This is a genomic window from Segatella oulorum F0390 (assembly GCF_000224615.1).
Taxonomy (GTDB): Bacteria; Bacteroidota; Bacteroidia; order Bacteroidales; family Bacteroidaceae; genus Prevotella; species Prevotella oulorum.
This window is the reverse complement of the sequence record NZ_JH114217.1, coordinates 496,674-522,789: the sequence shown is the minus strand read 5'-3', so window position 1 is coordinate 522,789 and position 26,116 is coordinate 496,674. Positions and strand designations below refer to the sequence as shown.

The following is a 26,116-nucleotide window of genomic DNA, read 5'->3' as shown; positions in this document are numbered from 1 at the left end:
CCGATGTTTATGCTACCAAGGTGCATGCCTCCCGATGTCGCTTTGCCGCAAAGTTAGCCGTTTTCAGTTGAAAATGGTTATTATTTATAGCAATGACTGTTGAAGATCTATTCGTTTTCTCGATGCGAAAACGCTACCATTAAGGCATAAAATCAAAATACAAAGATTGCACTTAAATAAGTCCAAGGCTCGAACAAATAACATAAGTAATATTTATAAGGATGTATCCTACAGTTAATATTTTTTCTCTTCGTATTTTTTGATGTCTAACCTGCCACAAAAAATAGATTTCTATGCATGTAAGTAGGACTACTATCCACAAAAGTATTCCACGAAAATACATAACCTTGAAATGCTTACTGATAGAGATAACAAGGAAGATGATTATGTTAAGCAATGACAATACGTAATAGTTCATGTTATATATATTCTAATTAAAATTCTTGTTTAATATAAAAATTAAAATGGAGCCTCTGCAATTTTTATATTGAGAATGATATCATGAAATTTTTATTGGACAATGCAAAAATAGAATTTTTAATTTTAATTTCAAACAAAAAAGGGCTATTTTTTATTGATTTTGCAAATATAACAAACAAAATTATACCATTATAATTTTTATTCTTTAAATTTTTCTTGTTATTTTTGTAAACGGAACTACTCCACTTTCGCATCATCATAGGCCGCATCGCGTGCAAACATCTTCACAACATAAGGACAGACGGCACGCAGTTTCTTTTGATGGAGACGCGCATAGCGTGCCACTTCGTCTAACAACATTTTTGCAATGCCTTTTCCTTGATGGGCTGGTGCTACAACAGTGTGTGTAATCGCCATCACATCACCTTGCCACTCATAGTCGATATGGCCATAGTTTTCATGGTTTGCGCTGATGAAAAAGCGGCCCCCTTGCGGTGTCTCCTCGTGTCTGAACGTCATATTCTTTTTTATTTGATAATCATTATCTATCTGTTTTGCAACGCTTGTTTCCACTTTAGTGTTGAAAATGCGTTATCATTTGGGACAAAGGTAGGAAAAGTTCCCTTTTATCAAGCCTTTTTATCGTAGGAATGTGAAACAAGAATGAAATTTATTTCGTACTTTTGCAACATGGACAACAAAGAGGCTACCCTACAGTTAGGGACACAACCCGTTGGAAAATTATTGCTACAATACGCGTTACCCGCTATTGTAGCCATGACAGCTGCATCGCTTTACAACATTGTGGACAGCGTTTTTATTGGCCAACGTTTAGGTCCTTTAGCCATCTCGGGCTTGGCCATCACCTTTCCTTTTATGAATTTGGCCAGTGCCTTTGGTGCAGCGGTGGGCATAGGTGCCGCCACTTCCATCTCGGTGAAGTTGGGACAAAAAGACTATGCTACGGCAGAAAACATCTTAGGGAACACCATCACCTTGAACTTGATGATTGGTATCGCATTTTCGATTGTCACACTTTTATTTCTCGACCCCATACTTTTGTTCTTCGGAGCAAGCCACGCCACGTTGCCTTTTGCACGCGACTACATGGTGATTATCTTAGCGGGTAACGTGTTTTCGCACATGTATTTTGGCATGAATGCCATCCTTCGTGCGGCAAGTAAGCCCCGTTTAGCAATGTTTGCCACCATCTTCACCGTGCTGATGAACACGCTGCTCGACTACATCTTTATCATTCTTTTTGACTGGGGCATCGCCGGAGCGGCCTATGCCACGATATTGGCACAGATTATTGCGTTGGTGTGGCAGATGAAAGTGTTTAGCAATTCCAAGGAGTTGCTGCACTTGAAGCGCGGCATCTATAGGCTACGCCGCGACTTAGTGAAGAATATCATCAGCATAGGCATCTCGCCGTTTGCGATGAATGTGTGTGCTACCGTGGTGGTTATCTTCATCAACTTGCAGTTGGTGCATTATGGCAACGACCTCGATGTGGGTGCATTTGGCATCGCCAACCGTATCATTATCATTTTTGCGATGCTCGTAATGGGTGTGACACAAGGCATGCAACCGATTGCTGGATATAATTATGGTGCACAGAAGTTAGATAGAATGTTGCGTGTGGTGAAGCTATCGGTGGTTGCAGCTACCGCCATTATGACCGCCGGATGGCTCATTGCCATATTTGGTCCCTATTATTGTGCACGCGCATTCACGAAAGACCCCACACTCATTCAATTGGGCATCAAGGCCATTCGCCTCGCCATGTTGGTTTATCCTATCGTGGGCTGCCAGATGGTCATCACAAACTTCTTCCAAAGTATTGGCAAAGTGAAGGTGAGCATCTTTCTCTCTTTGTCCAGACAATTATTGATTTTACTTCCTTGTTTGGCCATTCTGCCCCTGTTTTATCATGTGGATGGCGTGTGGTATGCCATGCCGACGAGCGATTTTATTTCAACCGTTATCGCTGCATGGATGATGAAACATTATATGAAGAAATTCCAACAACAACAGCTACAATAAACACATGGAGAACAAAAACATTATCCTGAACATTGGAAGGCAGATTGGGAGCGGTGGACATATCATCGCAACGCAACTCGCTACTTGCTTTGGTTATCAACTCTACGACCGCGAGTTGCTCAACTTAGCTGCCAAAGAAAGTGGATTTAGCGAGAAGTTTTTTGAACAAAACGACGAAAAGACGGGCTTTTTCCGCACGCTGTTCCACGCCAACGTGCCGCTCATCGGCGAGAACAACTTCTATAAAAACGACCTGTCCCAAGAGAGCTTATATCAGTTTCAAAGCGATGCGATTTTAAAAGCCGCAGCCGAAGGCAACTGCATTTTTGTGGGAAGGACCGCTGATTACATCCTCCGCGAGCACAAAAACAGGCTCGATATCTTTGTGACAGCCGACCTCAACGACCGCATAGCACGCGTGATGGAACGCAGAAATTGCAACGAAGAAGCGGCACACAAGTTTATTACGGCGAAGGAAGAGGCCCGCGCCACCTATTATAATTACTACACCGGTAAGCGATGGGGCGCGGCCAACAGCTACGATCTCTGCGTGAACAGCAGCCGATTGGGTTTAGAGGAGACGGCTAACTTCATTGCAGCCTTCGTTCGACAACGCTTCAACCTATGAAGAAAATTGGCATCATCAGTGACACACACGCTTATTGGGACGATAAATATGAGCAATACCTATGCGGATGTGACGAGATTTGGCATGCAGGTGACATCGGTTCCTTGGCGCTATGCAATCGCTTCGAGGCGATGGGGCCGCAGTTCAGAGCGGTCTATGGGAACGTTGATGGATATGATATTCGCGCGCGCTACCCCGAAGTTTTGCGCTTCAAATGTGAGGAGGTTGACGTGCTGATGAAACATATTGGCGGCTATCCCGGGCGTTATGACAGCAGCATTCGACAGACGATATACGCCAATCCGCCGCAGCTTTTCATCTCAGGACATTCGCATATCTTAAAGGTGATGTCGGACAAAAACCTCCATCTGCTCCACATCAATCCCGGTGCAGCAGGCTTGCAGGGCTGGCATCAGCAACGTACACTCGTGAGGCTCACCATCAACGGCAATAAGTTTGATGATTGCGAAGTGATTACATTAGGAACAAAACAAATTAAATGATAGTTTATGAAAACGTATCTTGTAACAGGAGCTGCCGGCTTTATCGGCGCTAATTTTGTGAAGTATTTGCTTCATAAGAAGTATAGAAACGATGAAAATGTGAAGGTCGTGGTGCTCGATGCCTTGACCTACGCCGGAAATCTCGGTACGATTAAAGATGACATCGACGGTAAACGCTGTGTTTTCGTGAAGGGAGACATCCGCGACAGCCAACTCGTCGAGCAACTCTTTGCGGAACACGACATCGACTTCGTGGTTAACTTTGCCGCCGAAAGTCATGTTGATCGCAGCATCGAAGACCCACAACTTTTCTTAAGCGTTAACATCTTAGGCACGCAGAACTTGTTAGATGCGGCTAAGAAAAGCTGGATGACGGGAAAGGATGAGCAAGGTTATCCTACGTTTAAGGCCGGGAAGCGCTATCATCAAGTATCTACCGACGAGGTTTACGGTTCGCTGGGCGCCGAAGGTTACTTTACAGAGCGCACACCGCTATGTCCACACAGCCCATACAGCGCGAGCAAAGCCAGCGCCGATATGATTGTCATGGCTTATCACGACACCTATCATTTGCCCACCACGATTACGCGCTGTTCCAACAACTACGGCCCCTACCACTTTCCGGAGAAGCTCATTCCGCTGATGATTAACAACATCTTAGAAGGGAAACCGCTCCCCGTCTACGGGCAAGGTTTAAACGTGCGCGATTGGCTCTATGTTGAAGACCATTGCAAGGCGATTGACTTAGTTGTGCGCGAGGGACGCGATGGCGAAGTGTATAATGTTGGCGGACACAACGAGATGACGAATATCGACATCGTGAAACTCACCATCGAAACCATCCGCAACATGATGGCCACGCGGAAAGAACTTCGCGCGGTGTTGCGCAAACAAGTTAAGGATGCGCAAGGCGATATCGACATCAGTTGGATTAATAATGACCTCATTACTTACGTTGCCGATCGATTGGGACACGACCAACGCTATGCGATTGACCCAACAAAAATCAAGCAAGAGCTTGGTTGGTATCCGGAAACGAAGTTCGCCGATGGTATCGTGAAAACCATCGAGTGGAATCTCGCTCACCAAGAGTGGATCAAGGAGGTTACCTCGGGGGATTATCAACGCTACTACGAGGAAATGTACGGAAAGAAATAGAAACAACAAAAAGGTGTCTATCGCAAGCAACTTCCTGCATAGACACCTCTACTAACCTCAAACCGCAACAACAATGAAAAAGATTATGCTATTAGGGTCGGGTGAATTAGGCAAAGAATTCACCATCGCGGCCAAGCGGGCGGGCCTCTATGTCGTGGCCTGCGACAAATACCCCTTTGCGCCAGCCATGCAAGTGGCCGATACGTGCGAAATATTCAATATGCTCGATGGCGCAACCTTGGCGCAAGTTGTCGACAAGCATAAGCCCGACATCATTGTCCCCGAGATTGAAGCCATCCGAACCGAGAAGCTCTTCGATTTCGAAAAGCAGGGCATCCAGGTGGTTCCGTCGGCACGCGCAGCCAATTTTACGATGAACCGCAGAGCCATTCGCGACTTAGCATCGCGCGAACTGGGCATCCGCACAGCCAAGTACCACTATGCCAAGACATTTTCCGAGTTTAAAGTCGCTGCCGAAGACATTGGATTCCCATGCGTCGTTAAGCCACTCATGAGTTCAAGCGGTCACGGACAAAGTTACGTGCATAACGAAGCTGAATTGGAACAGGCTTTCCATGATGCCATGGAGGAAGGACGTGGCGATGTGAAGGAAGTGATTATCGAAGAGTTTATCGACTTCGATTCCGAGTTTACTTTGCTCACCGTCACCCAGAAACATGGTCAAACGCTCTTTTGTCCCCCTATCGGACACACGCAACAAGGTGGCGATTACCGTGAAAGCTGGCAACCCTATGCGATTGACGCTTGCGCGCTCAAGCAAGCCGAAGCCATGGCCGGAAAGGTGACCGAGGCACTCACCGGCTACGGCATCTGGGGCGTAGAGTTCTTTAAGACCAAGCGCGGAGAGATCATCTTCTCCGAACTTAGCCCACGTCCTCACGACACAGGCATGGTGACGCTCGGCCACACCACCAATCTCAGCGAATTTGAATTGCATCTCAGAGCCATCATGGGATGGCCCATTCCCGCCATCCATCTGGAGCATTGCGGCTGCAGTGCGGTGGTCTTAGCAAAGGAGACGACCGACAGCGCGCCCGAATATCACCTCGACACAGCCCTCAGCGAGGACAGAACGCGCGTGAGAATTTTCGGAAAACCCACGCAGCACGTTGGCCGCCGCATGGGGATTGTGCTCTGCTATGACGAAGTGGGGAGCGACATCGATGCGCTAAGAAGCAAAGCCAAGCGCCTCGCCCAAACCATTATTTCGTAGACCTTCGCAACGAAAATGAACCCCGTAACCCCGCAAGAGATGCATGGCGCAAACGAAGCCCCACGCATCTATTTCAATAAGATTGCCGACGAACGCGGCAATCTTTTTGTCGCTGAAGTGGCGAAACAACTCCCCTTCGTCATTCAGCGCGTCTTCTTCATCAACCATGTGCCCGCAAATGCCACGCGTGGCGGCCATGCCCATTTGCAATGCAGCGAAGTGGTTGTGCCCATTTGCGGCTCGTTTGTGGTGACCTTAGACGATGGCACGCAACGTTGTGACTACGTGCTGAACCACCCCCAACAAGGCTTGCTCATCGAAAAAGGCATGTGGAGCCAGCTCAGCCACTTCTCGCCCGACGCCATCTGCCTTGTGCTGGCCGAAGACCTCTATAATACCGAGGGTTACATCAACGATTATGCCCACTTTAAGGCCTATCGACAATGTTTCAAGTAAACGCCTATCAGCCCAGCCAAGCCGCCGAGTGGGATGCCTTTGTGCACACGGCTAAAAACGGTCTTTTCTTGTTTCTTCGTCCTTACATGGACTATCACAAGCAACGTTTCACCGATCATTCTCTCATGGTTTATCGCCGCAACCAGCTCTATGCAGTGCTCCCTGGCCATGCCGTGGGCCGCACGTTTTATTCCCATCAGGGACTCACTTTCGGTGGGCTGCTTTTGCAACCTTCGGCCACGTGTGCGCCTGTCGTCGATGTGTTCACGCAAATTCTGGCTCATCTAAAAGCTTGCGGCTTTCAGAAAATGGTCTATAAACCCGCGCCATGGCCTTTCCACAGCCTTCCCACCGAAGAAGACCTTTATGCCATCTTTCGAACGGCACATCCACAACTTGTTGCTCGCGAGGCCTCTACCGTCATCAATTTGCAACAGCCTCTCGCCTGGCGGAAAGACCGTCGCACGGGGGTTCGCAAGGCTACAGCCGAGGGGATTATCGTCGAAGAAAGCCAGCGCTGGGAAGATTTTTGGCTGCTACTCACCGAAAACCTGCAACAACGTCATCACACTCTGCCGACACACACCATAGAAGAGATGCGCTTGCTGCACGCACGCTTTCCACAAAACATTCAACTCTTTATCGCACGACAAACTGCAACGCTACTTGCCGGCGCTGTCGTCTACGACTATGGCGCCACCGTGCACACACAATATCTTGCCACGAGCAAGCTTGGTCGACAGCAGCACGCCCTCGATGCGCTGCTGCACAAGCTTATTACCGAACGTTATGCGCATCGCGGCTATTTTGATTTCGGCAAATCAACCGAGCACGAAGGTCGCTACCTCAATACAAACTTAATTTACCAAAAGGAAGGTTTTGGCGGACGAACGGTCTGCTGCGACACCTATGAATGGACACTATGAACATTGAATATCTTCCCTTGCGCCAACTCAATGCACGCTTCCGCGACACCATCCACCATGCAACCCAGCAGCTTCTAAGCAGCGGGCGTTATCTTAAGGGTGATGCCACAGCGCAATTCGAAAAAGCCTATGCCCGCTACATCGGCACGCAGCATTGCATAGGTTGCGGCAATGGCTTCGACGCCTTGCAGCTCATCTTCCGCGCTTATATCGAATTGGGAAGGCTGCAACCGGGCGACGAGGTGCTTGTGCCAGCCAACACATTCATCGCCTCAATCCTCGCCATCACCGAGAACGGGCTCACACCCGTGTTGATTGAACCGCGCATGGCCGATATGCAAATCGATGACAGCTTGCTCGAGCGCGCCATCACGTCGCGCACCCGCGCAGTGTTGTTGGTGCATCTCTATGGCATTTGTGCCTATACCGACACCATCAAGCAGCTTTGCGACAAGCATCAGCTGCTGCTCATCGAGGACAATGCGCAAGGCCACGGCCTATTGTTCCGCGGCCAACACACGGGCAGCCTCGGAAATGCCGCTGCGCACAGTTTCTATCCCAGCAAGAACCTCGGCGCGCTGGGCGATGCAGGTGCCGTCACCACCAACGACGAGCGATTGGCGTTTGCGGTGCGCAGCATAGCCAATTATGGGGAGCGAACGCGCTATGCGAATGACTATCGCGGCCTTAATAGCCGCATGGATGAATGGCAAGCGGCCATTCTCTTGGATAAATTGCAACAGCTTGACGTCGACAATGCGCGCCGCAAAGAGGTTGCACAGCAGTATCAAGCCCACATCAATCATCCACAAATTGCTTTCTTGCCTGCGCTAAACTCGGTCTATCATGTTTTTCCTATTTTCTGTACACAACGCGATAAGTTACAACGCTATCTTGGAGAAAACGGCATTGAAACTCACATTCACTATCCCATTCCACCCCATAAGCAACGTTGCTTCCCGACATGGAACAGCCTCCATTTGCCCATTACAGAGCGCATTGCACAAACGGAACTTAGCTTGCCCTGCCATCCGCTCATGACCGAGGAAATGATATGCTTCGTGAGCCGCATCATTAACACTTTTCCCCTTGCGCATTGATACTTTTGCATTGCGCAAACTATTTTTCTTTCTTTTCTGCTCATTTTTCTTTGCACTTTAAAAGAAAACCTTTATATTTGTGGCAACAATACTAACCCGCCAAACTAAAAAGCTAAAGAGAATGCAAAAGGAAGCAATCTGCAGCACAGCTTCACCTCAAATGGGTTTGAATGAAGCAAAAATCCGAAAATCGACATATTTGCGGAACTTTCCGCAAGTCTGTTCCCGAGTGGAATCATGTTTGCGGAACCTTCCGCAAGTCTGTTTCCGAGCAGAATCGCGTTTGCGGAACATTCCGCAAGTCTGTTTCCGAGTGGAATCACGTTTGCGGAATCTTCCGCAAGTCTGTTTCCGAGCGGAATCACATTTGCGGAACCTTCCGCAAGTCATTCCCGAGCGGAATCATGTTTGCGGAAGGTTCCGCAAACATGTTAGAATTTGAATTTTAGCAAAGAGTGAGTTCATTTATTATTTTATAAATCAAAACCTTTAATTATGAAAAAGATTTTAAATGTTGACTTGGTGCACCTCAATAATGGAGCCCATTTCTTGTTTATTACCGACGCGGTGAAACGCGTAGTAGCCGACGCAAAAGTGAAGACGAAGGTCGCCGCAGAATTGACGGCATTAGAAACGGCCTTTAAAGCCGAAGACAAAGCATTGAAGCTCTCCCAAGCCAGTTTGCTGAGTCGCGAAATCAAAGCGGCTGATAAACTGCGTGGGAAATACTATCGCACCTTGCAAAGGGCTGTTGCCTTTTTCAAAGATCATCCTAACGAGGAACTTGTGAGGCACGCCAAACATTTGGAGCAGCTGATAAAAGACTATGCGATTGACCCCAAAATGCAGTTGGACCGCGAAACGGGTTTATTGCTGAATCTCATTGATGATTTGCAAAACAAATTTACGGCCGAGGTGACTGCCCTTAACTTGGGCGAGGTGGTAGATGCCTTGAAGCAAGCCAACGATAAGTTGCGCACTCACTCCGAGAACCGTGCGAATGAACGCGCAGCGAAGATTACGGGGCAGTTACGCGCTGCGCAAGAAGAAGCAAACAAGGCCTACCGCAAATTGGTTGACAAGGTGAATGCCTTTGTTGTGGTAGAGGGCGAAGCCGACTATGCGGACTTTGTCGATAAGATGAACGAGCAAGTAAGCCACTATAAGAAAGAGGTATTGCCGAGCAATAAGAAAAAGGACGAGGGCAAGAATCCTGCCCCTGACAAGAAACCGGGAGGCGACAAGAAAAAGCCTGATGACGCAGGCAAGAAACCTGATGGCAAAAAACCTGAGGATGGCGGAAATCCAGAGGATAAGAAGAAGAACGGTGGAAAGGATCATGGCGAGGTGGAGATTACACCTAAAAAATAGCTATGTAGCTGTGTCGCAATGTTGTCGTCGCATGGCAACTGAATAGCGGCACAATGTCTCTCGATTAAACAAATGCGGATAGACTTCATGAGTCTATCCGCATTGTTTTTTAAACATTGGTTTCACTTTGAGGAAACATGCGCAAGTCGCAACCACTACTGTTTTTCGTCGTCGTCAATCAACACAATCGTGGTCGAACGGCTCGCCTGCGCGCCCATGACCAGCGCTTGCTCGATGTCGGCCGTCTTGCTGGGACCGCTGATAAACGTACCGAAGCCGTAGTCGGTCATCTCGATGCGGCGATAGGCCTCGTGCATGTTGCTCACGAGCGCCTTGCTTGAGAGTAAAATCACAAGGTTCTCGGCGATGAAACATACGGCTTTCTCCTTCATCGTCTGCGGCACCCAAATGCAACCATTCTCTGCGACACCCAGCGCACCTTGCACGATGCCCACATCCGTACCATCTAAATCGGCCGCTTCGGCCACGCTGTCGGGATTGATGTCGGCGCTGATGCCCGCCACGTTGCTGGCAAAGCGTTTGGCATTGGGGTAGGCCTTCCGAATGATAGCGCTGAGGTTGTCGCCGGCTGCGGCCTCTATCACTTGTCCGCCGACAGCTTCCGAGGTTTCAATGAACTTGCGCTTAACGTCGTCGAACGTGAGCGGATTGATGTCGATAGCTGGCATATCGAACGGCGCCACCTGCTTGCTGCGCAGGCGTTTCAGAAATTCTTCCTTTTTCATCGGTTACTTCTTTTTGTGTTTCATCCCATCCACCTTTCCTTCTTTCCACAACTGATGGAAGGACTTCTTAGCAAACTCGGGCTTCGTATGCCCAATGCCCCAAGGGTTCAATCGCGTGAAATGGGTCATCGACTCGGGCACGAGATTGGCCAAAGGTGCCATGCGCAACGCCGCCTGATAAAGGTCGGGGTGCTCAAAGAGCACGTCCATCCCAACGGACATTTCGCGCTTCAGCGGATCGGCCTTTCCAATCTGCGACAAGCTTTGGCGCCAGATATAGATTTGGCTTCCGGGCGCCACCTTGGCTGGGCAGACGCTATCACAGCTCAAGCAGAGCGAGCAGGCGCTCACGTTGTTGTACTCAAACGTGGGATTGTGCATCATGCCAAGACTGACGCCTATCGGACCGGGGATGACGTAGGTATAGCTGTGTCCGCCACTGCGCCGATAGACGGGGCAGGTGTTCATGCAGGCTCCGCAACGAATACATTGCAGGATTTGCCGGTGCTCCTCGCTTTCTAAGATGTTACTGCGGCCGTTATCGACCAGCACCACGTGCATTTCTCCTCCCGGACGTGCCTTTCGGAAGTGCGAGGTGAATGCGGTGGCGGGCTGTCCCGTGCCGCAACGCGCCAACAAGCGATGGAAGACCGCCAGACTCTCATAATTGGGCAGAAGCTTCTCTATGCCCATCGCCACAATGTGGAGTTTGGGTATCGAGGTGGCCATGTCGGCGTTTCCTTCGTTGGTGCACACTACGATGTCGCCTGTGTCGGCCACCCCAAAGTTGCATCCGGTGAGGCCGGCCTCTGCTTCCATGAACTCATGGTGCAAACTGAGGCGCGCGCAATGTGTGAGATAGCTCGGATCGTTGTTTCCTTTTGCGTGCGAGATGCCCTTCTCTTCGAAAAGGTCGCCCACCTCTTCGCGCGTCAAGTGGAGCGCAGGCATGACGATGTGACTGGGGCGTTGCTTCTTGAGTTGCACAATGCGTTCGCCTAAATCGCCTTCGACAACATCGATACCCTGCCCGATGAGATAAGGATTCATCGCACACTCCTCGGTAAGCATCGACTTGGACTTGATGAGCTTCTTCACGTTGTGTGCGCGCAGAATATCAAGCACGATGCCATTGAATTCGTTGGCATCGGCCGCCCAATGTACGATGACGCCGCGCGATTCTAAGTTTGCGGTGAACTGCTCTAAGTAGTGGGGAAGATGCGTGATGGTGTGTTTCTTAATCTTACTGGCCAAGTCGCGCAGCGCTTCCCATTCGGGCAGTTGCGCAGCTGCGGCGTCGTGGTCCATGCGCACCTTCCAGAACGTCTTGTCGTGGCGCGCCACCTTCTCGGGGTTTTTGTTGAATGCCGCAGCATTCTTTGCATGTAGTGTACTCATTGCTCGTTTCTTCTTGGTCTACATTCTGTTATAATCCAGCGGCCAGAATCTGGCTGACATGCACAAACTGTATGGGTTTCTTCTTGCGCTTGGCAATACCAGCCATGTGCATGAGGCAACTACTGTCGGCACCGGTGACATATTCAGCTCCCGTAGCGATATGCCGTTCAATCTTGTCTTCGCCCATACGAATCGACACGGCGGGCTCCTCGATAGCAAACATCCCACCGAAGCCGCAGCACTCATCCTTGCGTTCGGGCTCGCGCACAGTGATGTCCTTCATCAGTTTTAAGAGATCGACAATCTTATTATAGGGCGCGATGTGCTCCTCGGAAGGTGCGGAGAGACGCAATTCGCGCACGCCGTGACAGCTGTTGTGCACGCTGACCACATGTGGGAAGCTTCCGGGCAGCGCTTTAATCTTGAGCACATCATGCAGGAACGCGACGATGTCCATGGTCTTTGCGGAGGCAAGACAGGGGTGCTCGCCCTTGAGCAAGCGCGGATGGAAGAACTTCACATACGAGGCGCACGATGCGGATGGGGCTACAACGTAGTCGACATCAGTAAACATATCGTTAAACTTCTTGGCCAAGGGCTCGGCCATGTCTTCAAACCCGGCATTACCCATGGGCTGACCACAACAAGTTTGTTTCTCGGGGTAACTCACCTCGATACCAAAATGCTTTAATAATTTGAAGGTTGCGATGCCCGCTTCGGGATACATCGCATCGACATAGCAAGGAACAAACAGTCCTACTTTCATAATGTTTTGTAAAAAATCAATCTGATTGCACTATTTTCGCATATTCTCATCGACAAAGGCGAAAGGCATGAGGTCTTTGACGCTCTTAAAAACGTAGATTCCGGCGGTCCCATAAAGCAAGACACGCAGATTTTGCTTGTAGCGATCCTCCATTTCGAGCATGACTTGTCGGCAAGCGCCGCACGGAGAGATGGGGTCGTTGAGAAAGGCTTCTTCGTTATGTGCCGCCACTGCGATAGCATCAATCGCTTGCTCGGGAGCTTGTGACTGTGCTGCAAATATGGCGGCACGCTCTGCACAAAGTCCTGACGGGAAAGCGGCATTCTCTTGATTGGCACCGATGACGATGCGCCCATCGTGAAGCTGCAACGCCGCGCCCACATGAAAATGGCTATAGTTGGCATAGCTGTTGCGGACAGCTTCTTTGGCATGTTTAATCAGCTGTTTATCCTGTTCAGTTAGTTCGCTCCATTGACAGAAATCGTAATCTATTTCTATCTTCAATTTGCTCATGATGCTCCTACCTTATTTATGATTGGGATACAAAGGTACAAAGTAAATCTTAAGTAGGTGCAAAAGTCGGTTCTTTTTTCAAACAATGCGCCAATTTGCGTGGAAATATCGCGCATATTCGCCACGAAAATGATAGGAATCGCGCGGCAATTTCGCGGCTATTCTTGTCACGCGACAACTTTATCAACAATTCTTCGTAACTTTGCAAGCCTAAGTACGAAAAGAAATATGATTGTTTGTATCGCCGAAAAGCCCAGTGTGGCAAGGGATATTGCACACATTCTTGGCGCTAATCAAGCGAAAAATGGCTACATGGAAGGGAATGGTTACCAGGTGACCTGGACCTTCGGGCACCTGTGTGAGCTGAAAGAACCCAATGATTATCAAGAGAACTGGAAGCATTGGAGTTTGGGCGCATTGCCCATGATACCGAGCAGATTTGGCATTAAGCTCATTCCCGACGATGGTATAGCCAAGCAATTCGCTATCATCGAGAAACTATTTGCAGCCGCCGATCAGATTATCAACTGTGGTGATGCGGGACAAGAGGGTGAACTCATTCAACGTTGGGTCATGCAAAAGGCTAACGTCAAATGCCCCGTGAAACGACTTTGGATTTCATCGATGACCGACGAAGCCATCAAGCAAGGCTTTGCTTCGCTTAAGGATCAGCAACAATATGAACCGCTTTATCTTGCCGGATTGAGCCGTGCCATTGGCGACTGGCTGCTGGGAATGAATGCAACGCGTCTCTACACGCTGAAGTATGGACAGAACCGACAGGTGCTCAGCATTGGTCGCGTGCAAACTCCCACATTGGCATTGATAGTGAACCGACAGAAAGAGATTGACAACTTCAAGCCAGAGCCTTATTGGGTGTTGGCCACGATTTATCGCGATGTGCAATTTACGGCCACCTCGGGCAAGTTTCTAAGTCGCGAGGAGGGCGAGCAAGCTTTCGCAACCATCGAAGGAAAGCCCATGCAAATCACGAGCGTACAAAAAAAGAAAGGCACCGAAGCGCCGCCGTTTTTGTATGACCTCACCTCGCTGCAGGTGGATTGCAACCGCAAATTTGGCTATTCCGCAGAAGACACGCTCAACCTCATCCAAACACTTTACGAGCGCAAATTCACCACCTATCCGCGCGTCGACACGCAATATCTCAGCGAGGACATCTATCCCAAGTGCCCGCAGATACTGAATGGGCTCAGCCAGTCGAAGATAGATAGCCAGCCCAAATATGAAGCTTCCTTTCATCAGTTGGCGCCCTTCAACAAGCAATTACCGAAGAGCAAAAAGGTGTTTGACAGCAGCAAGGTGACCGATCACCACGCCATCATCCCAACGGGCATGCCGGTGATGGGACTGACGCAGCGCGAACAAAACGTCTTCGACCTCATTGCCATGCGTTTCATCAGCGTGTTCTATCCCGATTGCAAATTTGCCACCACGACCGTTCAAGGTGAGGTAGATGGCATTGCGTTTAAAACTTCGGGCAAAGAAATTCTCGAACCCGGCTGGCGCACACTCTATCAGCATGCCGACGGCAAAGAGAACTCCGACGGCGACACACCTGAGACGGGCGTACTTCCCGCATTTAAGAAAGGGGAAAGTGGCCCACACACGCCCACATTGACCGAGAAACAAACCACACCACCAAAGTTCTACACCGAAGCAACACTGCTGCGTGCCATGGAAACGGCGGGTAAGTTTGTCGACGATGAGGAACTGCGTTTGGCACTCAAGGAGAACGGAATTGGGCGTCCATCAAGCCGCGCAAGCATCATTGAGACGCTCTTCAAACGCCATTACATTCGCCGAGAACGCAAGAATTTGGTCGCGACTGCCACGGGTATCGAACTTATTGACATGATTCATGAAAAGCTACTCACAAGCTGCGAGCTAACGGGTATTTGGGAAAAAAAGCTCCGCGACATTGAGCATCAGCGCTATAATGCTGCACAATTCATTGCCGAGCTGAAGCAACAAATCACCAACATTGTGACCGACGTGCTGCGCGACAATAGCAATCGCCGCGTCACCATCATCACAGAGGAAGAGAAGAAGAAGCCAACAAAGAAACGTTCGACAAAAAAGGAATCATCTGTTGCTGCAAAGAAAAAGACCGTCGCACTAACGCCCTCTGACAGTCTCATCGGACAGCCCTGCCCTCTTTGCGGCAAAGGGCAAATCATTAAGGGGCGCACAGCCTACGGATGCAGCCAATGGCAGGCGGGTTGCAAGTTCGTTTTGCCTTTTAAAACCGACGCAAAAGTATAGCCGATGTCTACCACACGCACATTGCTCTCTCTGTTGCTGGCTTGCCTCTGCTGCGCTTGCGGTGTCGACCAAACGCTGCGAAAGGCTGATAAACTTTGGCAAATAGGTGAATATGCCGATGCGGCGGCTGCCTATCGCAAAGTCTATCAGCAACTACCGACCAAGGAGAAAGCACGCAAGGGCGCAGTTTCATTGCAAATGGCACGCTGCTACAACCGGCTCAACGCTACACCACGCGCACTCGCTGCCTACCAAACGGGCTTGCGCTACGGACAGCCCACATTGCACGACCGCCTCACTTTCGCACGTCTTTTGCTCAAGGCTGGCCAATATCAAAACGCCGCACGTGCCTTCGAAGCCTTGAAAGACTCACTACCCACCGACCCACTTTGGCGCAACGGCCTGCTGTCAGCACAACAAGCGGCAGCGTGGAAAGCGCAGAAAAGCCACTACCGCGTGAAGCCGATGACATCGTTCAATTCGCCGCAAGCCGACTATGCACCCATGCTGTTGCCGGGCGATGCCACCCAACTTTATTTCACTTCGTCGCGCAAAACGGCTTTAGGCAATGAACTCAATGGCGTGACGGGCACCAAAAGCTGCGACATCTTTTTCACACAACAAAATGACAAAGGCACATGGAGCCGCCCCGAGCCCATGGCTGGCGCGGTCAATTCGGCCTACGAAGATGGTGCTTGCACCTTTTCACCCGATGGGCAAACGATGTATTTCACGCGCTGCACCACCCATCCCTCGCAACCGCGTTACGCACAGGTCTGGACAGCCCAGCGCCACGATGCTACCTGGAGCAACCCGCAGCCATTACGCCTCTCCCGTGACACGCTTGCCACATTTGCCCATCCTGCCGTTTCGCCCGATAGCAAATGGCTTTATTTCGTGTCGGATTTACCTGGCGGACAGGGCGGACTTGACTTGTGGCGTGCGCAGCTAACGCCCACAGGCATCGGCTTTATCGAGAACCTTGGCACCCCCATCAACACGCCGGGTAACGAAATGTTTCCTACCTTTCGCGCCAATGGCGACCTTTATTTCTCTTCCGATGGGCACCCGGGCCTGGGCGGATTGGATCTATTTTGCGCCACATTTAAACCGCACCATGAAATAGAAATCAGCCGTCTGCCCGTGCCCGTCAACAGTTCGGCCGACGATTTCGGTATGACTTTCGAAGGCCGCCACATGCGCGGTTTCTTCGCTTCCAACCGCAACGATGCGCGCGGCTACGACCATCTCTACCGCTTCGAATGTCCCGACGTCACGCAAACCATTCAGGGCTGGGTCTACGAGCGCGATGGCTACGAGCTGCCACAGGCGCAAGTCTACCTCGTGGGCAATGACGGAACGAACGAAAAGCTGAGTGTGCGCAGCAACGGGGCGTTCACCAAAGTAGTGAAACCCGGCGTCGACTATCTGCTGTTAGCCACCTGCGATGGTTTCCTCAACCACCAGGAAGCACTGCACATCGACACCATCGACAGCGCAAAGGTCTACGCGCTGCAATTCCCCTTGGCCTCCATCCAAGCGCCCGTGCTCATCGACAACATCTTCTACGCCTTCGACAAAGCCACCCTGCTACCCCAATCTACCGCCGCCTTAGACCAATTGGTGACCCTGCTGAATGAGAATCCACACGTCACCATCGAACTCTCGGCCCACTGTGACGACCGTGGTTCGGCAGCCTACAACCAACGCCTGTCGCAGCAGCGCGCCGAAAATGTGGTACGCTATCTCGTTGCACACGGCATCCGGGCAGACCGACTAACGGCTGTGGGCTATGGAAAATCGAAGCCGAAAATCGTGCCGCCGAAACTCACCGAGCGCTATCCGTGGCTTAAAGCAGGCGATGTGCTCAGCGAAACCTTCATCGCCTCGTTAGAAAAAGCGCAGCAAGCAGTGTGCAATCAGCTCAACCGCCGCACGGAGTTCCGCGTGTTGCGCACCACTTACGGCTTATTTGATGCGCAGGGAAAACCGAAAGAAAGCGCAACGAAACCCACCAACAAGCATGCAAACACCAATGCCCCCGAGATAGCTTTCTAACGGAATGTTGCTACAACGTGTAGTCCATTATAGATTGATTCTCCCCTCTCTATCATACATCCGCGCGCAATTCTCTCAAGCAAAATGCGCAGGGGGCGAACATCCACATGGCTGCCACCGCAACATATTCCGCGTAAGATGGATTGTGTGTGGCGCATTCATCTGCCATCGCCCCGTTGTGGATGCGTTATTTCCTTAAATACCCTTAATGCACCTTAGAAAAACGGGGAAACCATGCGTCGGCTCCAAATTTATTACTACATTTGCACGCAATAAATTTTTTATACGTATCCCTATGTCATCATTTGTTGCAGACAAAATCGTGATGGACGGTCTCACCTTCGACGACGTCCTCTTAATTCCCGCTTATTCTGAAGTATTGCCCAAAGAGGTTACGCTGAAAACGCCTTTCACACGCCACATCTCTTTGAATGTGCCTTTCGTTACGGCCGCGATGGACACCGTCACCGAGGCTTCGATGGCCATTGCCATTGCGCGTGAAGGCGGCATTGGTGTGATTCATAAAAACATGAGCATCGAAGAGCAGGCGCACGAAGTGGCTATTGTGAAGCGTGCCGAGAACGGCATGATTTACGATCCCGTGACGATTCGCCGGGGAAAGCGCGTGAAAGATGCGCTGGCCATCATGCGTGAATACCACATTGGCGGCATTCCTGTGGTTGACGACGACAACCGTTTGGTGGGCATCGTGACCAATCGCGATTTGCGTTTTGAAGGTCACATGGACAAGCTCATCGACGAGGTGATGACCCATGAAAATCTTGTTACCACGCATCAGACCACCGATTTGGCGGCCGCTGCGCAAATTCTGCAAGAGAATAAAATCGAAAAGCTGCCCGTGGTGGATAAAGATAACCGCTTGGTGGGCCTGATTACTTATAAAGATATTACGAAAGCCAAGGATAAACCCATTGCCTGCAAGGACGAGAAAGGGCGGTTGCGTGTGGCTGCCGGCGTGGGCGTGACGGCCGATACGCTGGAGCGTGCGCAGGCGTTGGTCGAGGCAGGTGTGGATGCTATTGTTATCGACACGGCGCATGGGCACTCGAAAGGCGTGGTTGAGAAACTGCAACAGGTGAAGGCCGCCTTCCCCAACGTGGATGTTGTGGTGGGCAATGTGGCTACGGGCGAGGCTGCAAAATATTTGGTCGACCATGGTGCCGACGCCGTGAAAGTGGGCATTGGCCCCGGTTCCATCTGCACCACGCGTGTGGTTGCGGGCGTAGGTGTGCCCCAGCTGAGCGCCGTTTACGATGTTTATTCGGCGCTGAAAGGTACGGGCGTTCCCTTAATTGCCGATGGCGGACTGCGCTATTCGGGCGATATCGTGAAGGCTTTGGCGGCCGGTGGCAGCTGCGTGATGATTGGTTCGCTCGTTGCCGGCACCGAAGAAAGTCCCGGCGAAACGATTATTTTCAATGGTCGTAAATTCAAAAGCTATCGCGGTATGGGCTCGCTTGAAGCCATGGAGCAAAAGAATGGCTCGCGCGACCGCTATTTCCAAAACGACATTCGCGATGCCAAGAAGCTCGTTCCCGAGGGCATTGCCGGTCGTGTGCCCTATAAAGGTACCGTGCAGGAGGTGATTTATCAGCTCATCGGCGGCTTGCGTTCGGGCATGGGCTATTGTGGTGCAGCCTCGATTGCAGCGCTCAATCAAGCACGCTTCGTGCGCATCACCAACGCCGGTGTGTTGGAAAGCCATCCCCACGACATTGCCATCACTAGCGAAGCGCCCAACTATTCACGTCCTGAATAACGAGTTTATGTTGATTGATAAGTCCATCACCCTTTTTGTGGCCATGCTTCTTTCGGGGAGCATGGCTTTTGGTCAATCGGCCGATGCGGTGGTGATGACCGTCAATGGGCAGCCTGTTCGGGCGACCACCTGGCAGCGCTATTGCCAAAAGCAACGGCAACAGGCGCAGCTTGGACAGCCCTCATTGAAGACTTTACGCCAGCGGTTTGTTGATTTTCAATTAATGTTGGCAGCTGCACGTGAGGCACGGTTAGACACGTTGTCCACCATTCGACAACCGATGGCATCTGCTGACGAGTTGCCTTGTGTGGGCACACAGCCAGTTGATGCGTCAATAGAGACCGAAGCCTTACAGCTTTATCAACGGCGAAAGCAGCGTGTGGATGCTGCAGGCGGTATGACACTGGTGCAGGCTTTGCTCGTGAAATTGCCACAACAAGCCTCCAAGCGCGAAGAGCAGCAAGCCAAACTGTTGGCCGACTCCATTGCCACAGCGCTGAAACAAGGAGCTGATGCCGCCCCTTTCTTAGCACGTTATGCCGACGATATCGATGCTACGGAGCACCAAGAACAAGGGGTTTGGCTTTATCCAGGCGAGACTTTGCCAGAGTTTGAAGTGCAGATGCAGCAGCAACCGCTCGGCACATGGGGCGATGTTTTCGTTTCGCCGGCGGGCTATCATATATTAAAGGTCATCGCACGCCAGCCTTATTTTGCCTACGAAGAGGTGCGCAATGGACTGCTGAAGCTCATTTCTCAACGCCGTTTACGCCAGCAATTACGAGCTATGCAGCAGGAGTCAAAGCCCACTTCAGGCAAAGACAGCACGGTCTGCGTTGCTGCTTCCAAGCTAATACCCGCTGCTACCCTGCAAGATTTCCGCAATGAACTCATGGTGTTGGCCGTGTTACAACGAGAAGTTTGGCAGAAACATCCCGGCACCACCGCCGAATGGGAACGCTTCTTTGCACAAAACAAAAAGCGCTATCGGTGGACTTCGCCACGCTTCCAAGGTGTGGTTTGCTATGCCGCAACGGCGAAAGACTTGGCACAAGCCAAAAAAAGCATTCGCAAACAGCCCGTTACGAAATGGAAACAGTGCATCGAAGCTGCGCTAAACACCGACAGTACGAAGCGTGTGCAAGTGATAGATGGCTGGTTTATGCAGGACGAAAATGCGGCTGTCGATTACGCCATTTTCAAACGAGGCAACGATGACAAAGCCCCTGCCTCCTACCCTTTCGTGGGCGTTTGGGGCAAGAAATTTAAGGCTCCGCCCTCATTTCTCGACGCATTGATGTGGGTGAAGGCCGACTATCAAGAGCAACAACAACAGGCATGGTTAACGCACCTGCGCCAGAAATATGCCGTTGAGGTGAACGATGCCCTATTAGAAGAAACGATTAAATAACGAAATAATAAAAAATAAGCATATCGAAAAAGCAATGAAAAATAAAGGAGCAAAATACATGGCAGGCTTCATGGGCACCCTTTTATTAATAGGTGTCTCGGCTAATGCGCAGCAACAGGCACAACAAACCCGCCAGAAAGCCGATAGTGTAGCAACCAAAAAGGCCATTATCCCCGAGCATAGCATCGTCGATGAAGTGATTTGGGTGGTGGGAGATGAACCCATTTTGAAGTCCGACGTAGAGCAAATGCGCCTACAAGGCGAGATGGAAGGCATGAAATGGAAAGGCAATCCCGACTGCGCTATCCCTGAACAGATTGCTGTTCAGAAACTCTTTTTACATCAGGCAGCCATCGACTCTCTCGATGTTACCGAATCGGAAATTGCGCAAACCGTAGACCAACAGATCAACTTTTGGATTAATTCGGCCGGCTCGCGTGAGAAATTGGAGGAGTATCAGGGCAAGAGCATCTCGCAAATCCGCAACGATTTGCACGACGATGTGAAGAACAACCGCCTCATTCAAAAGATGAAACAAAAGCTCATGGCCAATGTTTCGGTCACACCGGCCGATGTTCGGCACTATTTTCAGAACCTTCCTGAAGACAGCATCCCGTTCATTCCCACCGAGGTTGAGGTGGAAATATTGGTGCGCAAACCGCGTATTCCGCAAACAGAAATTAATCGTGTGAAAGATCAGTTGCGCAGTTTCACCGATCGTGTGAACAAAGGCGAGACCTCATTCAGCACGTTGGCGCGCCTCTATTCCGAAGATCCGGGCTCAGCTCGCCAAGGAGGTGAGATGGATTATATTGGGCGTGGCTCTTTAGACCCTGCGTTTGCGAGTGTCGCTTTCAACCTCACCGACCCCAAGAAAATCTCAAAGATTGTAGAGTCTGAGTTTGGTTATCACATCATTCAGTTGATAGACAAGCGGGGCGACCGCATCAAAGTGCGCCACATTCTGCTGAAACCCAAAGTCACCGACGACGAAATCAAGCAAGCTATGGGGCGCCTCGACTCCATCACAACAGACATTAAGGCGGGAAAATTCTCGTTCGAAGATGCCTGTTCCGTGCTCTCCGAGGATAAAGACACCCGCAACAACCACGGGCTTATGGCCTATAGCGACCCGCTAAGTAACAAAATCACGTCGCGCATTCAGATGAAAAACTTACCCACCGAAGTGGCTGCTGAGGTCGAAAAGCTGAAGGTTGGCGAACTTTCTGCGCCTTTTAAAATGGTCGATAGCAAAGGAAAAACCGTGGCAGCGGTTGTGAAATTAGTCAATAGAGTGCCGGGGCATCGTGCTAAAATCACAGAAGATTTCCAAGCCATGCAAGCCATTGTCCAGCAAAAAGCGAGTGAGAAAAAATTGCACGACTGGGTGGTGAAGAAGATTAAAGAAACCTATATCCGCATGGACGACCGCTATAAGAATTGTGATTTTGAATACCAAGGTTGGGTGAAATAACGATGAATAGCGTGCGGTGGATGATGAAAAATAAAAGGCGTAGCATGATCTTTGCGATGATGCTATGCCTTTTATGGTGTCTTTTCCCATCGATAGGCCTCTCGGATTCCGTAAAGAAGCCAACCGACAAACAAGCCGACCGCGTATTTTTAGTGCATGCCGACGAGTTGAAGTTCGACCAATTCGGCCCTATTCCCGATGCTCAAATCGTGAAAGGACGTGTTCAATTCCAGCACAAAGGCGCTACCTTGTGGTGCGACAGTGCCTATTTCTATCAGCAATCCAACTCGGTTAAGGCCTTTGGCCACGTGCGTTATGTGCAGGGAAAAGGGCTTTCGATGACGGCAGAGCGTGCGGCTTATGATGGCATGCGGCAGTTGTTGCAAGCCCGTAAGAATGTTGTTTTGCGGCATGGTCGCCAAACGCTCTATACCGACAGCTTAGATTACGACCGTTTTAACGAGTACGCCTATTTCTTTGAAGGTGGAAGATTGGTGGATGGCAAAGACCGTTTGGTATCGGATTGGGGCGATTACAACACCAAGACGCGCGAAGCCACCTTTTGGTATAATGTGAAAATGCACAACGGCAAGAGCATTGTCACCACCGATGAGTTGCATTATGACACGAAAACCTCGTTGGCACATGTCGTTGGACCAAGCAAAATTGTGCAAGAAGGTAGCGTGGTGACCACGCAAGATGGCTATTTTAACAACAAAACCGACCACACCGAACTCTTTGGACGCTCCACCGTCTCGGATAAAGAGAAAGATATTACCGGGGATAGCCTATATTACAACAAGAAAACGGGCTTGGCACGAGGCCTCGGAAACGTGGTCTATGTGGACAAACGCCATAAGAATCAACTCTTAGCCCATCGCCTTTCTTACAACGAAAAAACGGGCTATGGTTTTGCCACAGGGCGCGCTTTAGCCAAGGATTATTCGCAAGGCGACACCCTTTATCTGCATGCCGACTCGATGAAGGTCTACACATTCCACCTCAACACCGACTCGGTTTATCGCGAAGTGCACTGCTTTCGCCATGTCAAAGCCTATCGAAGCGATGTGCAAGCCATCTGCGATTCGTTGGTCATGAATAGCAAAGACTCGTGCATGACGATGTATCGCGACCCGATTGTGTGGAATGCCAACCGACAAATCTTAGGCGAAGTGATAAAAGTCTATTTCCAAGACAGCACCATTCGCGAAGCACAGGTCATCCATCAAGCGTTGAGCGTGGAACAGATTCCCGACAAACAGCATTTCAACCAGCTTTCTTCTCGACAGATAAACACCTATTTCGTGGAGGGGAAGGTGCGCCGAATGGTGGCTTTTGGCAATGTAAAGACGATTTTTTATCCCATAGATGAGAAAGATTCTACCCTGCAAGGCCATCTTTATATGGAGACCGACACGCTCAAAATGTTTCTTTCGGCCGACCGAAAGTTAGAGAAAATGTGGACACCCAAGAACACAGGTGTGATGTATCCGATGACACAAATCCCTCCAACCAAACTGAAGTTGCCCGAATTTGCATGGTTCGAGCAACTACGTCCCACCGATCCTCAGGATGTTTTTGTGTGGAGAGGCAAAGCAGCCGATGCGGTTTTGAAAGCCATTCCGCGCCGTGCGGCTCCCTTACAACAATTTAAAGACACACCGTAATGGGATTTTTCCGTCAACCTACTCCCCGCCGTTTCCACCATCCTTATATCTATGTGGATGAGCGAAAAGAACGCTTGCAACAGCTGATAGCACGCGCACGCAACGAAAAGGCGTCTGCTCCGTCTGAAGAAGCACGTAAAGAGGCGCTGAGAAAAGCTTTCCGCGAAGCCATGCCCCGCGCCACACACCATCGAAAAGCAGCGGGAAGAGGGGGTGCTTTCGTGCAGATTGCGGTGGTATTGCTGTTGATAGCGGTGTTTTATTATATAGTGTTTGTACGCGCATGAGTGATATTATCCAACTTTTACCCGACTCCGTCGCCAATCAAATTGCAGCAGGCGAGGTGATACAACGCCCGGCATCGGTCATCAAAGAATTGGTAGAGAATGCCGTAGATGCCGGTGCTGAGTCGATAGATGTGTTGGTTGTCGATGCCGGAAAGACAAAGATTCAGGTCATTGACGACGGAAAAGGCATGTCGGACACTGATGCCCGGTTGGCCTTTGAGCGCCATGCCACCTCCAAAATTCGTCAGGCCGACGACCTCTTTGCCTTGCAAACGATGGGCTTTCGCGGCGAGGCTTTAGCATCGATTGCCGCTGTTGCACAGGTAGAACTTAGGACAAAGTTGGAACATGAAGAGATAGGTACCCACCTTTCTATCGCCGGTGGGCAAGTCATTGGGCAAGAACCTTGTTCGGGAGCACGTGGTAGTAATTTCTCGGTTGAGAACCTCTTTTATAACGTTCCTGCACGAAGAAAGTTCTTAAAGTCGAACACCACCGAGCTCAACAACATCATCACGGCCTTTGAACGCATTGCCTTGGTCTATCCCGACATCAACTTCACCCTGCGCAACGGCACCACACTCTTGTTTGATCTGCGTGCAGGCATGCCACGGCAGCGCATCATTGACATCTTTGGAAAGCGGCTCAATCAAGACCTTCTGCCCCTCAACATCGACACAGTGATGTGTAAAGTTTCGGGATTTGTGGGCAAACCGCAGGCAGCACGCAAAAAAGGTGCGCACCAATATTTCTTTGTTAATGGGCGCTATATGAAGCATCCCTATTTCAACAAAGCTGTGATGGAGGCCTACCAACGCCTCATTCCCGTGGGCGAGCAAGTGCCCTATTTTCTCTACTTCGATGTGAATCCGGGCGACATTGATGTGAATATTCATCCCACGAAAACCGAAATAAAATTTGAAAACGAGCAGGCGATATGGCAAATCTTGTCAGCTGCCGTGAAAGATGCACTCAGCATGTTTAACGATGTGCCTGCTATTGATTTCGATACCAACGGGCGTCCCGACATTCCGGTGTTCGATTCTGACCACCATATTGCCGCCCCCACCCTGCAATATAATCCCAACTATAACCCCTTCCGTAGCGCTTCGGCCAACTATCAGCCGAAAAAGCCCGTTGAAAAGTGGGACGAACTCTACACCAAAGTGGGCCATATTGACGAGCAAAATGCAACGCTTTTCCCTGCAAACACGACTGAATTGGCAAGTAAAAGCGATGCTTTTGAAGATGAGACAACCACGGCACACGGCCCCAACCATTACCAATACAAGGGGAAATATATTGTGACGGCTGTAAAATCGGGGCTTATGCTCATCGACCAGCATCGTGCACATGTGCGCATTTTGCATGACGAATATTTGGCAAAGTTAGACCAACGCGAAGGCTTAGCGCAAAAGATGCTGTTTCCAGAGAATGTGCAATTAACAGCCAACGAGGCATTGACATTGGCGAAAATCATGCCCGAAATGCAGAAGTTAGGATTTGAAATCACCCCCATGGGGGGCACAACCTATGCCATCCAGGCTGTTCCCACCCATTTGGAAGGTGCAAAAGCCGACGAACTGCTGCACGACATGCTCGCCTCTGCACAAGAGAAAACCACACAGATGGGAAGCGAAATCAACTCGGCTCTGGCCTTGGTCATGGCACACAAAGCAGCTATTCCCACCGGACAAACCTTGCGCAATGAAGAGATGGATAACCTCTTTAATCAGCTTTTCGCCTCAACCAACCCCAATTATACACCCGATGGCAAAAATATTTTGACCATTTTGCAACAAGAAGATATTGAAAAACTTTTTAATTAAAAAATTATCGCAAAAACAAAGGATAGTAAAAAAAATACACTTATCTTTGCAACGTCAAACGA

The 26,116-nt window shown here is 50.2% G+C and carries 22 protein-coding genes; 17 read left to right on the top strand and 5 right to left on the bottom strand.

Translation table 11 applies throughout. The features are described 5' to 3' along the window. Positions 1 to 657 precede the first annotated feature (657 nt). The gene (locus tag HMPREF9431_RS11320; RefSeq protein WP_004381445.1) at positions 658 to 939 is read right to left on the bottom strand and encodes a GNAT family N-acetyltransferase; all 282 of its coding nucleotides are present in this window, start codon (positions 937 to 939) and stop codon (positions 658 to 660) included. 171 nt (positions 940 to 1,110) lie between these two features. On the opposite strand from HMPREF9431_RS11320, the gene HMPREF9431_RS11315 reads away from it, so the two are divergent. The 9 genes from HMPREF9431_RS11315 (at position 1,111) to HMPREF9431_RS11275 (ending at position 9,842) form a co-directional block, all read left to right on the top strand. After that, positions 1,111 to 2,466 (top strand): MATE family efflux transporter, encoded by a 1,356-nt coding sequence (locus tag HMPREF9431_RS11315; protein ID WP_004381444.1) that lies wholly within the window; start codon positions 1,111 to 1,113, stop codon positions 2,464 to 2,466. 4 nt (positions 2,467 to 2,470) lie between these two features. Further along, positions 2,471 to 3,094 carry a cytidylate kinase-like family protein gene (locus HMPREF9431_RS11310; RefSeq protein WP_004381443.1) on the top strand — a complete coding sequence of 208 codons (624 nt, stop codon included), beginning with the start codon at positions 2,471 to 2,473 and terminating at the stop codon, positions 3,092 to 3,094. Beyond that, positions 3,091 to 3,597, top strand: a complete 507-nt coding sequence (locus HMPREF9431_RS11305) for a metallophosphoesterase family protein (protein ID WP_004381442.1) — start codon at positions 3,091 to 3,093, stop codon at positions 3,595 to 3,597. Before HMPREF9431_RS11310 ends, HMPREF9431_RS11305 begins: the two co-directional genes overlap by 4 nt. A 6-nt stretch (positions 3,598 to 3,603) precedes the next feature. Then, positions 3,604 to 4,755: a dTDP-glucose 4,6-dehydratase gene (gene rfbB, locus HMPREF9431_RS11300; protein ID WP_004381441.1), complete on the top strand. Its 1,152-nt coding sequence runs from the start codon at positions 3,604 to 3,606 to the stop codon at positions 4,753 to 4,755. 73 nt (positions 4,756 to 4,828) lie between these two features. Next, a complete protein-coding gene (gene purT / locus HMPREF9431_RS11295; RefSeq protein WP_040561627.1) occupies positions 4,829 to 5,989 on the top strand; it encodes a formate-dependent phosphoribosylglycinamide formyltransferase in 1,161 nt (386 codons plus the stop codon). A 15-nt stretch (positions 5,990 to 6,004) separates the two neighbouring features. Next, positions 6,005 to 6,445, top strand: coding sequence for a sugar 3,4-ketoisomerase (locus HMPREF9431_RS11290; RefSeq protein ID WP_231287820.1), 441 nt, complete (start codon positions 6,005 to 6,007; stop codon positions 6,443 to 6,445). Further along, entirely contained in the window at positions 6,433 to 7,371 is a 939-nt protein-coding gene (locus HMPREF9431_RS11285; RefSeq protein WP_004381438.1) for a GNAT family N-acetyltransferase, read from the top strand. The genes HMPREF9431_RS11290 and HMPREF9431_RS11285 overlap by 13 nt, the downstream gene beginning before the upstream one ends. After that, positions 7,368 to 8,471, top strand: a complete 1,104-nt coding sequence (locus HMPREF9431_RS11280) for a DegT/DnrJ/EryC1/StrS family aminotransferase (RefSeq protein WP_004381437.1) — start codon at positions 7,368 to 7,370, stop codon at positions 8,469 to 8,471. The genes HMPREF9431_RS11285 and HMPREF9431_RS11280 overlap by 4 nt, the downstream gene beginning before the upstream one ends. Before the next feature lie 495 nt (positions 8,472 to 8,966). Next, positions 8,967 to 9,842, top strand: a complete 876-nt coding sequence (locus HMPREF9431_RS11275; protein WP_004381435.1) for a DUF6261 family protein — start codon at positions 8,967 to 8,969, stop codon at positions 9,840 to 9,842. 155 nt (positions 9,843 to 9,997) lie between these two features. Here the strand turns inward: HMPREF9431_RS11275 and HMPREF9431_RS11270 are convergent, their stop codons facing one another. Genes HMPREF9431_RS11270 through cdd form a run of 4 tightly spaced genes read right to left on the bottom strand, consistent with a single transcriptional unit; the run spans position 9,998 to position 13,265 of the window. Continuing rightward, the gene (locus HMPREF9431_RS11270; protein ID WP_004381433.1) at positions 9,998 to 10,588 is read right to left on the bottom strand and encodes a LutC/YkgG family protein; all 591 of its coding nucleotides are present in this window, start codon (positions 10,586 to 10,588) and stop codon (positions 9,998 to 10,000) included. Positions 10,589 to 10,591: 3 nt separating this feature from the next. Beyond that, the gene (locus tag HMPREF9431_RS11265) at positions 10,592 to 11,986 is read right to left on the bottom strand and encodes a lactate utilization protein B (RefSeq protein WP_004381432.1); all 1,395 of its coding nucleotides are present in this window, start codon (positions 11,984 to 11,986) and stop codon (positions 10,592 to 10,594) included. A 28-nt stretch (positions 11,987 to 12,014) separates the two neighbouring features. After that, the gene (locus HMPREF9431_RS11260; RefSeq protein WP_004381431.1) at positions 12,015 to 12,752 is read right to left on the bottom strand and encodes a (Fe-S)-binding protein; all 738 of its coding nucleotides are present in this window, start codon (positions 12,750 to 12,752) and stop codon (positions 12,015 to 12,017) included. A 30-nt stretch (positions 12,753 to 12,782) separates the two neighbouring features. Beyond that, positions 12,783 to 13,265 carry a cytidine deaminase gene (cdd, locus tag HMPREF9431_RS11255; RefSeq protein ID WP_004381430.1) on the bottom strand — a complete coding sequence of 161 codons (483 nt, stop codon included), beginning with the start codon at positions 13,263 to 13,265 and terminating at the stop codon, positions 12,783 to 12,785. A 228-nt stretch (positions 13,266 to 13,493) separates the two neighbouring features. On the opposite strand from cdd, the gene HMPREF9431_RS11250 reads away from it, so the two are divergent. The 8 genes from HMPREF9431_RS11250 (at position 13,494) to mutL (ending at position 26,054) form a co-directional block, all read left to right on the top strand. Then, complete coding sequence (locus HMPREF9431_RS11250) at positions 13,494 to 15,548, top strand: DNA topoisomerase 3 (RefSeq protein WP_004381429.1); 2,055 nt, start codon at positions 13,494 to 13,496, stop codon at positions 15,546 to 15,548. 3 nt (positions 15,549 to 15,551) lie between these two features. Next, positions 15,552 to 17,606 (top strand): PorE family type IX secretion system protein, encoded by a 2,055-nt coding sequence (porE, locus tag HMPREF9431_RS11245; protein WP_004381428.1) that lies wholly within the window; start codon positions 15,552 to 15,554, stop codon positions 17,604 to 17,606. A gap of 295 nt (positions 17,607 to 17,901) precedes the next feature. Then, positions 17,902 to 19,386 carry an IMP dehydrogenase gene (gene guaB, locus HMPREF9431_RS11240; protein WP_040561626.1) on the top strand — a complete coding sequence of 495 codons (1,485 nt, stop codon included), beginning with the start codon at positions 17,902 to 17,904 and terminating at the stop codon, positions 19,384 to 19,386. A gap of 7 nt (positions 19,387 to 19,393) precedes the next feature. After that, positions 19,394 to 20,797 carry a peptidylprolyl isomerase gene (locus HMPREF9431_RS11235; protein WP_004381426.1) on the top strand — a complete coding sequence of 468 codons (1,404 nt, stop codon included), beginning with the start codon at positions 19,394 to 19,396 and terminating at the stop codon, positions 20,795 to 20,797. Positions 20,798 to 20,831: 34 nt separating this feature from the next. Beyond that, positions 20,832 to 22,271 (top strand): peptidylprolyl isomerase, encoded by a 1,440-nt coding sequence (locus HMPREF9431_RS11230; protein WP_040561625.1) that lies wholly within the window; start codon positions 20,832 to 20,834, stop codon positions 22,269 to 22,271. Between the two features lie 20 nt (positions 22,272 to 22,291). Next, on the top strand, positions 22,292 to 23,938 hold the full coding sequence (locus HMPREF9431_RS11225) for an OstA-like protein (protein WP_155813028.1): 1,647 nt from the start codon (positions 22,292 to 22,294) through the stop codon (positions 23,936 to 23,938). Continuing rightward, positions 23,938 to 24,225: a hypothetical protein gene (locus tag HMPREF9431_RS11220; protein ID WP_004381423.1), complete on the top strand. Its 288-nt coding sequence runs from the start codon at positions 23,938 to 23,940 to the stop codon at positions 24,223 to 24,225. Before HMPREF9431_RS11225 ends, HMPREF9431_RS11220 begins: the two co-directional genes overlap by 1 nt. After that, positions 24,222 to 26,054: a DNA mismatch repair endonuclease MutL gene (mutL, locus tag HMPREF9431_RS11215; protein ID WP_004381422.1), complete on the top strand. Its 1,833-nt coding sequence runs from the start codon at positions 24,222 to 24,224 to the stop codon at positions 26,052 to 26,054. Before HMPREF9431_RS11220 ends, mutL begins: the two co-directional genes overlap by 4 nt. The last annotated feature ends 62 nt before the right edge of the window (positions 26,055 to 26,116 follow it).

Bases quoted from the DNA above. Each gene is read 5' to 3' on its own strand.
- HMPREF9431_RS11320 (WP_004381445.1), bottom strand. From the start codon at position 939: ATGACGTTCAGACACGAGGAGACACCGCAAGGGGGCCGCTTTTTCATC.
- HMPREF9431_RS11315 (WP_004381444.1), top strand. From the start codon at position 1,111: ATGGACAACAAAGAGGCTACCCTACAGTTAGGGACACAACCCGTTGGA.
- HMPREF9431_RS11310 (WP_004381443.1), top strand. From the start codon at position 2,471: ATGGAGAACAAAAACATTATCCTGAACATTGGAAGGCAGATTGGGAGC.
- HMPREF9431_RS11305 (WP_004381442.1), top strand. From the start codon at position 3,091: ATGAAGAAAATTGGCATCATCAGTGACACACACGCTTATTGGGACGAT.
- rfbB (WP_004381441.1), top strand. From the start codon at position 3,604: ATGAAAACGTATCTTGTAACAGGAGCTGCCGGCTTTATCGGCGCTAAT.
- purT (WP_040561627.1), top strand. From the start codon at position 4,829: ATGAAAAAGATTATGCTATTAGGGTCGGGTGAATTAGGCAAAGAATTC.
- HMPREF9431_RS11290 (WP_231287820.1), top strand. From the start codon at position 6,005: ATGAACCCCGTAACCCCGCAAGAGATGCATGGCGCAAACGAAGCCCCA.
- HMPREF9431_RS11285 (WP_004381438.1), top strand. From the start codon at position 6,433: ATGTTTCAAGTAAACGCCTATCAGCCCAGCCAAGCCGCCGAGTGGGAT.
- HMPREF9431_RS11280 (WP_004381437.1), top strand. From the start codon at position 7,368: ATGAACATTGAATATCTTCCCTTGCGCCAACTCAATGCACGCTTCCGC.
- HMPREF9431_RS11275 (WP_004381435.1), top strand. From the start codon at position 8,967: ATGAAAAAGATTTTAAATGTTGACTTGGTGCACCTCAATAATGGAGCC.
- HMPREF9431_RS11270 (WP_004381433.1), bottom strand. From the start codon at position 10,588: ATGAAAAAGGAAGAATTTCTGAAACGCCTGCGCAGCAAGCAGGTGGCG.
- HMPREF9431_RS11265 (WP_004381432.1), bottom strand. From the start codon at position 11,986: ATGAGTACACTACATGCAAAGAATGCTGCGGCATTCAACAAAAACCCC.
- HMPREF9431_RS11260 (WP_004381431.1), bottom strand. From the start codon at position 12,752: ATGAAAGTAGGACTGTTTGTTCCTTGCTATGTCGATGCGATGTATCCC.
- cdd (WP_004381430.1), bottom strand. From the start codon at position 13,265: ATGAGCAAATTGAAGATAGAAATAGATTACGATTTCTGTCAATGGAGC.
- HMPREF9431_RS11250 (WP_004381429.1), top strand. From the start codon at position 13,494: ATGATTGTTTGTATCGCCGAAAAGCCCAGTGTGGCAAGGGATATTGCA.
- porE (WP_004381428.1), top strand. From the start codon at position 15,552: ATGTCTACCACACGCACATTGCTCTCTCTGTTGCTGGCTTGCCTCTGC.
- guaB (WP_040561626.1), top strand. From the start codon at position 17,902: ATGTCATCATTTGTTGCAGACAAAATCGTGATGGACGGTCTCACCTTC.
- HMPREF9431_RS11235 (WP_004381426.1), top strand. From the start codon at position 19,394: ATGTTGATTGATAAGTCCATCACCCTTTTTGTGGCCATGCTTCTTTCG.
- HMPREF9431_RS11230 (WP_040561625.1), top strand. From the start codon at position 20,832: ATGAAAAATAAAGGAGCAAAATACATGGCAGGCTTCATGGGCACCCTT.
- HMPREF9431_RS11225 (WP_155813028.1), top strand. From the start codon at position 22,292: ATGATGAAAAATAAAAGGCGTAGCATGATCTTTGCGATGATGCTATGC.
- HMPREF9431_RS11220 (WP_004381423.1), top strand. From the start codon at position 23,938: ATGGGATTTTTCCGTCAACCTACTCCCCGCCGTTTCCACCATCCTTAT.
- mutL (WP_004381422.1), top strand. From the start codon at position 24,222: ATGAGTGATATTATCCAACTTTTACCCGACTCCGTCGCCAATCAAATT.